The organism is Proteiniphilum sp. UBA5384 (assembly GCF_002410825.1).
Classification (GTDB): Bacteria; Bacteroidota; Bacteroidia; order Bacteroidales; family Dysgonomonadaceae; genus Proteiniphilum.
The window spans coordinates 1-7,788 of sequence record NZ_DHOS01000032.1 but is presented as its reverse complement, the minus strand read 5'-3'; the positions used below and the strand labels follow the sequence as shown (position 1 = coordinate 7,788).

The 7,788-nt window shown below is 36.6% G+C and carries 6 protein-coding genes and 1 pseudogene; all 7 read left to right on the top strand.

From position 1 onward, the window contains the following. Positions 1 to 294: 294 nt before the first annotated feature. Positions 295 to 1,062: pseudogene (locus tag B4G81_RS06330) on the top strand (site-specific integrase); the annotation flags it as partial. Positions 1,063 to 1,580: 518 nt separating this feature from the next. Further along, positions 1,581 to 2,108, top strand: coding sequence for a dihydrofolate reductase family protein (locus B4G81_RS06325; protein ID WP_294081147.1), 528 nt, complete (start codon positions 1,581 to 1,583; stop codon positions 2,106 to 2,108). 166 nt (positions 2,109 to 2,274) lie between these two features. Continuing rightward, the gene (locus tag B4G81_RS06320; RefSeq protein WP_294081146.1) at positions 2,275 to 2,793 is read left to right on the top strand and encodes an RNA polymerase sigma factor; all 519 of its coding nucleotides are present in this window, start codon (positions 2,275 to 2,277) and stop codon (positions 2,791 to 2,793) included. Continuing rightward, positions 2,774 to 3,550, top strand: a complete 777-nt coding sequence (locus tag B4G81_RS06315) for a FecR family protein (RefSeq protein WP_294081145.1) — start codon at positions 2,774 to 2,776, stop codon at positions 3,548 to 3,550. The genes B4G81_RS06320 and B4G81_RS06315 overlap by 20 nt, the downstream gene beginning before the upstream one ends. Positions 3,551 to 3,670: 120 nt before the next feature. Continuing rightward, entirely contained in the window at positions 3,671 to 6,160 is a 2,490-nt protein-coding gene (locus B4G81_RS06310; RefSeq protein WP_294081144.1) for a TonB-dependent receptor, read from the top strand. An 11-nt stretch (positions 6,161 to 6,171) separates the two neighbouring features. Next, positions 6,172 to 6,702 carry a hypothetical protein gene (locus tag B4G81_RS06305; RefSeq protein ID WP_294081143.1) on the top strand — a complete coding sequence of 177 codons (531 nt, stop codon included), beginning with the start codon at positions 6,172 to 6,174 and terminating at the stop codon, positions 6,700 to 6,702. Continuing rightward, positions 6,690 to 7,676: a PstS family phosphate ABC transporter substrate-binding protein gene (locus B4G81_RS06300; protein WP_294081142.1), complete on the top strand. Its 987-nt coding sequence runs from the start codon at positions 6,690 to 6,692 to the stop codon at positions 7,674 to 7,676. Before B4G81_RS06305 ends, B4G81_RS06300 begins: the two co-directional genes overlap by 13 nt. Positions 7,677 to 7,788 lie beyond the last annotated feature (112 nt).

Here is a 7,788-nt window from a genome sequence, read left to right as displayed (position 1 = left end):
TTCGAATCCCTCTCTCTCCGCTGGAAGGTCTGGACAAAACCAGATAACAAACGGACAAAAGCCTACAAGTCAATGATTTGTAGGCTTTTTCTTTTGTGTTTTGTCCAGTCGAAAAGACACTAAAAAGCCCCGAAAAGACACAATTTTGTGCCTAAATCGTTACCGTTTTCAAAATGGACAAAAACGGTAACGATTTGTCCGAAAATGACCACTCTTTGACCGAATTTGTATAGTCTGTATATATCTCACAATTAATACATTAAAAGTAATTTTGTAACATTAAAAAGTGAGATTATGAAGAGTACATTTAAAGTGCTTTTTTACCTGAAAAAAGGGTCTGAAAAGTGTAATGGAGAGGTAACAATTATGGCAAGAATTACCATTGACGGAAAAATCTGCCAATTCAGTACCAAACAAAGCATCCATCCCGACAACTGGAATGTGAAGGCTGGCAAAGCCACCGGAAAGGCTGCCGGGCAGTTAAACAACCTGCTGGATGATATTAAAGCATCCCTGAACCACATCTACCACGAGCAGCAACGGCGTGATAACTATGTTACCGCCGAGAAAGTAAAGAACGAGTTCTTAGGTCATACCGAAGTACACGAAACCCTGTTAAACCTCTTTGAGAAGCATAACAATGACGTGAAAGCGTTGATTGGCATATCCAAATCTGCATCTACCTATCAGAAGTACGAAGTAACCCGCAAGCACCTTGAAAATTTCATCCAGCATAAATATAATATGTCGGATATTGCGCTGAAAGAAATCAACCTGATGTTTATTACCGATTTTGAGGTGTATTTGAAGACTGTCGGCAAATGTAATTCCAATACTACTGCTAAGTTTATGCAGTTCTTCAAACGCATAATCCTGATTGCTCGCAACAACGGACTGATTACAGGCGACCCTTTTGCCAACTATAAAATCCGACTACACAGGGTTGATAGAGGGTATCTTACAGAAGAGGAAATCCAAAAGATACTGGAACTTGACCTTGTTTCCGAAAGGCTGGAACACGTTCGTGATTTATTTATCTTTTCCTGTTTCACAGATGTTGCACTAATGTATAGATATATGTATATCAAATATATACAAGGGGATAAAAAGAAATAGGTAACGATTTAGAAACTAAAACTGCATGATTATAATGTGCTGGTTTTCATCTCTCAAATAACCTGATACAAAGATAATCAAAATATTAGAATAATAACATTTTTATCTCTTTCTTATTCTTTCAATACTGCGATTTATTTTCTGTAACTCAAATACATAGGTGATTTGTGCATAATCAGAATGGAATCACTATCTTTGCATCAGAAATTAAGAATAATAACGGATTGAGTTCCGTTTATATATAACATAACGTTCGCTGAACGTCCTGGTACGTAAAACTGGTAATTTCACGAAAGACAGGATGAAAGGTGTAATGTTCATGCTATACTTTGGTATGGCGTGGACGTACAATTTTCGTCTTTCGGGTATACCAGTACCTTCGTGCCGGAATGCGTATGCTCCACGCTTTTTTTGCGTGTTACCGCATACTTTAATAGTTTTTTTAACACGTAAAAAATAGAAACATGAGAAAGATTATCCTTTACATCGCAGCATCTATTGATGGAAGAATAGCCGAACCGGATGGCGGTATCGAATGGCTTTCAGAATTTCCCATTACAGAAGAAATGAATTATGGCTATAAGGAATTCATGGATTCGATTGATACTATCATTATGGGAGGTCGCTCTTGGCGAGAGTTATCAAATCTGGATGCAATGGGAGCTTATGCCGGTAAAACAGTTTATGTAATCTCTCACCATAATTGGGGAGATAATGAAAATGTTAATTTCATAAGAGAAAACATAATCGAACAGATTATTAATCTGCGTAACGAATCGGGAAAGGACATTTGGCTATTCGGAGGTGGCGAGTTGGTTTCAATGCTGTTAGCCGCCGATTTGATAGCCGAAATGCGAATAGCTTATATTCCTGTAATTCTGGGGAATGGCATTCCTCTATTCCCCGAACAGCCCACAGAATCGAAATGGTATTTAGTGGAAAGTAAACCTCATAAATCTGGTGTATTAAGTATAACATACAAGAAACACTAATCAATAACCAGTCTCATCTTCTATTTCGAGCATTAATCTTAGAATGCAATAAGATACTGATAGAGTATAGCTTTTATGTATTTTTACATTGAATAGAATTTAATTTTTCATCTATTATGGTAGGGTATTTTTATTCTCGTGCGGTATATTATAAAAAGTTCGACGAATGCTGAATAAAACAGAGTTTAAACTTTTATTTGATACATATTTCGATGCCATTCGGAGCTTTATCTTTTATCGCTGTGGCGATACAAATGTAGCTTCGGACATTGCGCAAGATGTATTTTTGAAAGTTTGGGAAAAGCGAGAGCAATTGAACAAAGCCAACTTGAAGGCCTTGTTGTACAAAATAGCGAAGGAAATGGTTATCAGCAATTATCGAAAAGAAACAAGCAGGCATGATTATGAACAAAGCATGACATTTCATAACGAATCGGCATTATCTCCCGAAGATGAAATGCTTTTTGAAGAATTTGCTTCATCATACGCTAAAGCATTGGAGCGAATGCCTGAAACTCAACGTGTCGTATTCCTAATGAACCGGAACGATGAACTGAAGTACCACGAGATTGCGGAACGCCTTAATATAAGTGTTAAAGCCGTTGAAAAACGAATGAGTTCTGCATTACAATTTATTAGAACAGAATTTTTAATTAAACACGAAAATGAAGCCGGAGAATATTAAAATTACTCCCAAATGGAGTAAAAACAAAGAAGATATTTGGAACGAAACCTTTGCTGCTCTTGAAGATAGTGGATCTTCAAGAATTAACCGTATTTCGTTTTGGAAATTTGCTGCCGCAGTGGTTATCCTAATTGTCCTAACCGGAACGATAACAGCTCGGTTTTACAGTGTAACGGAAACTACTGCAAGGGCTACACATTTGACAGTTACGCTTCCCGACGGCTCTACAGTAAACCTCAACGCCGAAAGCGAATTGACATATAAGCCCTATTGGTGGTTGGTGTCAAGAATGGTGGAATTGAACGGAGAAGCCTATTTTGAAGTGACGCAGGGTAAACGTTTCAGTGTAATATCAAATCAGAATGAGGTAAAAGTATTGGGCACAAGTTTCAATGTGTTTGCCCGTACCGAAAAATACTGTGTAACCTGCTTAACAGGAAAGGTCGAAGTAACTGCCGCCAATGAAACTGTCCTTTTGAATCCCAATATGCGGCTTACATATCGTGGAAAAAAAATGACTCTTGAAGAAAATATCGACGCCAGACAATCAAACGAATGGACGAAAGATAAGTTTGTTTTTGTAGGGGTTCCACTTGTTGATGTTGTGCGTGAAATAGAGCGTCAATACGATATTCGTGTAAAAGCGAATAATAGTTTAGACCATTTTTATACGGGTAATTTTTCAAAAACAGAAAAACCTGACGAGATTCTTGAAATTATAGGAAAACCATTCGGAATAAAATTCAGCATCAAATAAGTGAGAAGGCTTGTAATCATTATATCCATACTACTGGCAAGTACGTCAGTCGCATTTTCACAGGAAATGCAACTAAAAGTTGTCAATAAGCCTTTGAACACGGTTCTAAATATGCTCGGAATGGAAATCTCTTTTGATGATAAGGCATTGTCCACTTACAATGTGTCTGTTTCAAAAACATTTAAAGAACCCGAAGATGCTCTTTATTACTTATTGAGTGATAAACCATTCAAAATAGAAAAGGTGAATCACGTATATATCATTGTCCCAACAGAAACAAAGATGGTAAAAAACAATCCGATAACAGTATCTCTTGAAAACAACGATAAGTTTGTTTTCACCGGAACGGTTTCCGACATCGGAACTAAAGAGCCGTTGTTGTATGCTGCCGTATGTTTGCTTAATTCGGATAATCAACCCATAGCAACAGGAATAACCAATGATAAAGGGATATTCCGGCTCATCTCTTCCCAATTTCCTCAAAAGATTAAAATCAGTTTTATCGGATATGAAACAATGACAAGGGATATACCCAATTTCAATGTGGAATTGGGATTGTTTCCGATGCAAACAGCTACAATCCCTTTAGAAGAAACAATTATTACCGCAGACAAAATCCGTCATAAAGTAGACCGCATAAGTTATCAGGTAACTTCTTCCATGCTTCAAGGGGCGACAAATGCAGAAGAACTGCTGGGTAAATTACCCGGAATCTATTTCGACAAAGTATCGAATGTTATTAAGGTAAATAACAGCAGGGATATATTGTTACTTGTGGACGGTATGCAACAATCGGCAGACTATATAAAAAATCTGCCGCCAGCAAGAATATCTTCCATTGAAGTAATTAATGAAACATCCGGCCGTTTCATTTCCGATGGTTATACAGCTATCATAAACCTTGTCCTTAAGAAGGATTATAAAGGGTCTGATATTTATGCCTCGAATTTTTCCGCTGTAAATACATCCGGCTCGAATGGGAGTGATTGGTTGGTACTGGAACAGCCTACTGTAAGAGTAGCTTATACAGATAAAAAAGTCAATATGTATGCAACTTATTCTTACAACAAGGAAAATCAAAATCTACCCGTATCTAAAGAATTGATATATAACGGGATTGAACTTATATCCAGCGATGTATCAATGGACAATCCGAACGATTCATACAAACATGAAAGTAACAATCTTACAGGAGGTTTTAACTATCAGCCTACATCCAATCAGGTGATAGGCATTCAGGGAGATTATATTTCGGGTAAAACTAATACCCATCAGGTTTATACCATGCAGCGCACAGATATAATGAACCAACAACAACGAATCATTAAAAATACGACAGCAAACATAATGAAAGACAATACGTTTGTCGGAACGTTATTCTATCAAGGGCAAATCAACAACCGCCTTCAATTGTACAGTGATTTTTCGTACAACTACTATTACAATGATATTAATAACGAATACAATCAGAATGATTCCAAAAATTTTGAGAGCGGGAATGCTTACAATGAATATAAAAACCACACCTTGTTTAATGTTGAAGGGCAATATTTGCTCTCTCCCAATGCCTCTATCAATGCGGGGTATTCCAACGCTTGGAGAAAATATGGTTCGGAGAGTAGCCACGGCAAAGGCTTTTTAGATTATCGGGAATATCGGAATAAAGCATTTGCCTATTTCTTATTCAATCCTACACAAAAAATACAGACCAAACTTGGCGTTGCAGTTGAACACATAAAGTCATATGATAGAGATTCAGCGAACAATTATGTCCGTGTTTTGCCATATGTACAAGCCAATTTCAATATAAGCAAAAAGGCAAATGTAAATGTGAGTTATAGCACAAATCAACACTATGCTTCGTTGTACCAACTTAGTCCAATGAACATGGTGATTGACACCTTTTTGACACAAATAGGAAATCCACAGTTAAAATCCGCTATCAGGCATAATGTGTTTGTTCGCGTTGCCTTATGGGATAAACTTACAATTATGCCAATGTTTAGTTATACCCATAATGAGATCAGCGAGTTGTATGTTCAAAAAGAATACAAACTGTATAGGACATTTAATAATATAGACACAAAAGAATATAGCATTCAAGCAACCTATGACCAGCCTCTCGGAAAATATTTCCGCTTCAAAAACATGATAACCTATTATTGTGGTAAAGCCTTGAATGCAGAAATTAAAAATACTCCTGACGGATGGCTGATTGATTCCGAATTAAGCTACTATCATCCCGGTAAAACCTTTGGACTCCAATTCGGATACCACCGGAATATGAAAAAGCATATTGTTAGTCAGGGATACCAAATGTTCGATAAAGACAACTGGCTGATTACGGCAAATAAAGAGCTATGGAATAAACGAATATCAGTATCTCTTTCCTATATACCTCCAATCTCTTTGGGTGTTAGATACAACCAATTAAGAGTGTTAGAAACGTCGCTCTACAAAGAAAGAACAAACCTTTATTTGAAATCATACAACAATATGTTGATGCTGAAAATAAGTATCCGTTTCGACCGTGGAAGCAGTAAGCCTGTCGAGAGACGAACAACCATTAGGAAAGATGAAAGAGAAAAGCAAACGATAGAATTTCAGTAAACTAAAAACGCATGAAAATGATATATTTTTTATCCGTAATTCTAATGAGCGTCCTTTTAAGCGGATGCCATCATGAAGATGAGACAGAGCCTCAAACTCCTTCGTCGCTAGTTTTCAGAGTGTCAGCAAATCCGGCTCCGAACGATGCGACAGACCTTGACGAACCCGTTATTTTCACAGGAAATGATGTTTTATGGTTCAATGAAACGACCAATGAAATACGATTTAAGAACAATATGTCTGAAAAACAAAAGATTACTTCCTCTCCATACCAAAGAATTCTATTCTATATCGGAGATGAATACCTGTTTTCCGCCCAAATTATTGTTTCGGATATTCATTCTCGGATATATAGTAGCCTCGTTTTCTTTTATGACCCGATAGAAAACAGATTTTATATACAAGACGGATATCCTAAGATGTCTGATTATTACAATGATCCGGATGAACAAAAGATACGAGACGAAAATATGAAAAAAATTGGAAATGAATGGAACAAGTTCATCAATCAATTGAAACAAGAAGATAGATGCAAGAAATAAAACGAATCATCATGAAAAATCTAAAAGTATTAACATTGGTATTTATTACCCTTATCTTTTCGTCATGCGATAAAGAGGAATTACAAGAGGAAATCTTTATTGGCATAGAAAACATTTCGTTTGAAAATTATCCAAAAGTGGATGGCTCCACCTCTTCAAGTGTACTCAACATGATGGTTGCCTGTAAACTGTTAGGACTTGGTTATAATTGGATGCCACCGAGTATTATGTCTGAATGGACTTTACACGCTAATTGGGAAGATCTTCCCGAACAGCATAAGTCTTTTTTCAATGAAAGGGTCAAGACTTCTCAAACGCACGGTGCATTTATGAACCTAATTGATAGAAATGCGGATATTATTCTTACACACAGAACTATTTCACCTGACGAAAAAGCTCATGCCGATGCTGTCGGAGTGACATTAATTGAAACTTCCATTGCATTGGATGCCTTTGTTTTCGTTGTTAATAAGAATAATTCTGTAAAATCGCTGACTGTAAATCAAATTCAAAAGATATACACAGAGGAGATAACTAATTGGGCACAAGTTGGTGGAAAAAATACAGATATAGCAGTTTTCACACGTCCTCGAAATTCGGGTAGCGAGGAAGTTTTTAGGGAATTGGTAATGAATGGCTTGGAACCCGCTAATCTCCCGGAAAGTGCCATTGGTGGAATGGCACAGGTTTTTGGTGAAATATTAGGGAACACAGATGGAATTTGTTATACTTTCAACAATTACAAGGAAATGCAAGCACGAGTACCAGACAAGGAAGTTCCTAAAATAGCCGTCAACGGTATTTTCCCAGATAAAAACACCATTAAAAACAGGGTTTATCCTTTCATTTCAGAAGTACGTGTAGCAATTCGTTCTGATTTAGATCATAATTCGATGGCTTACAAACTATACGAGTGGTTACAATCAGAGAATGCAGAATCAACAATTACAGAATGTGGATTTCTCCCGAAATAATATTATTAATCAAACAATTATAAATATTTTGTTTATGAAAAATTGGAATAGAATACTTTTTTAGTGATATTTTCAGTATGTATAATATCAATAGTTCGTTATTTTTTCAAAG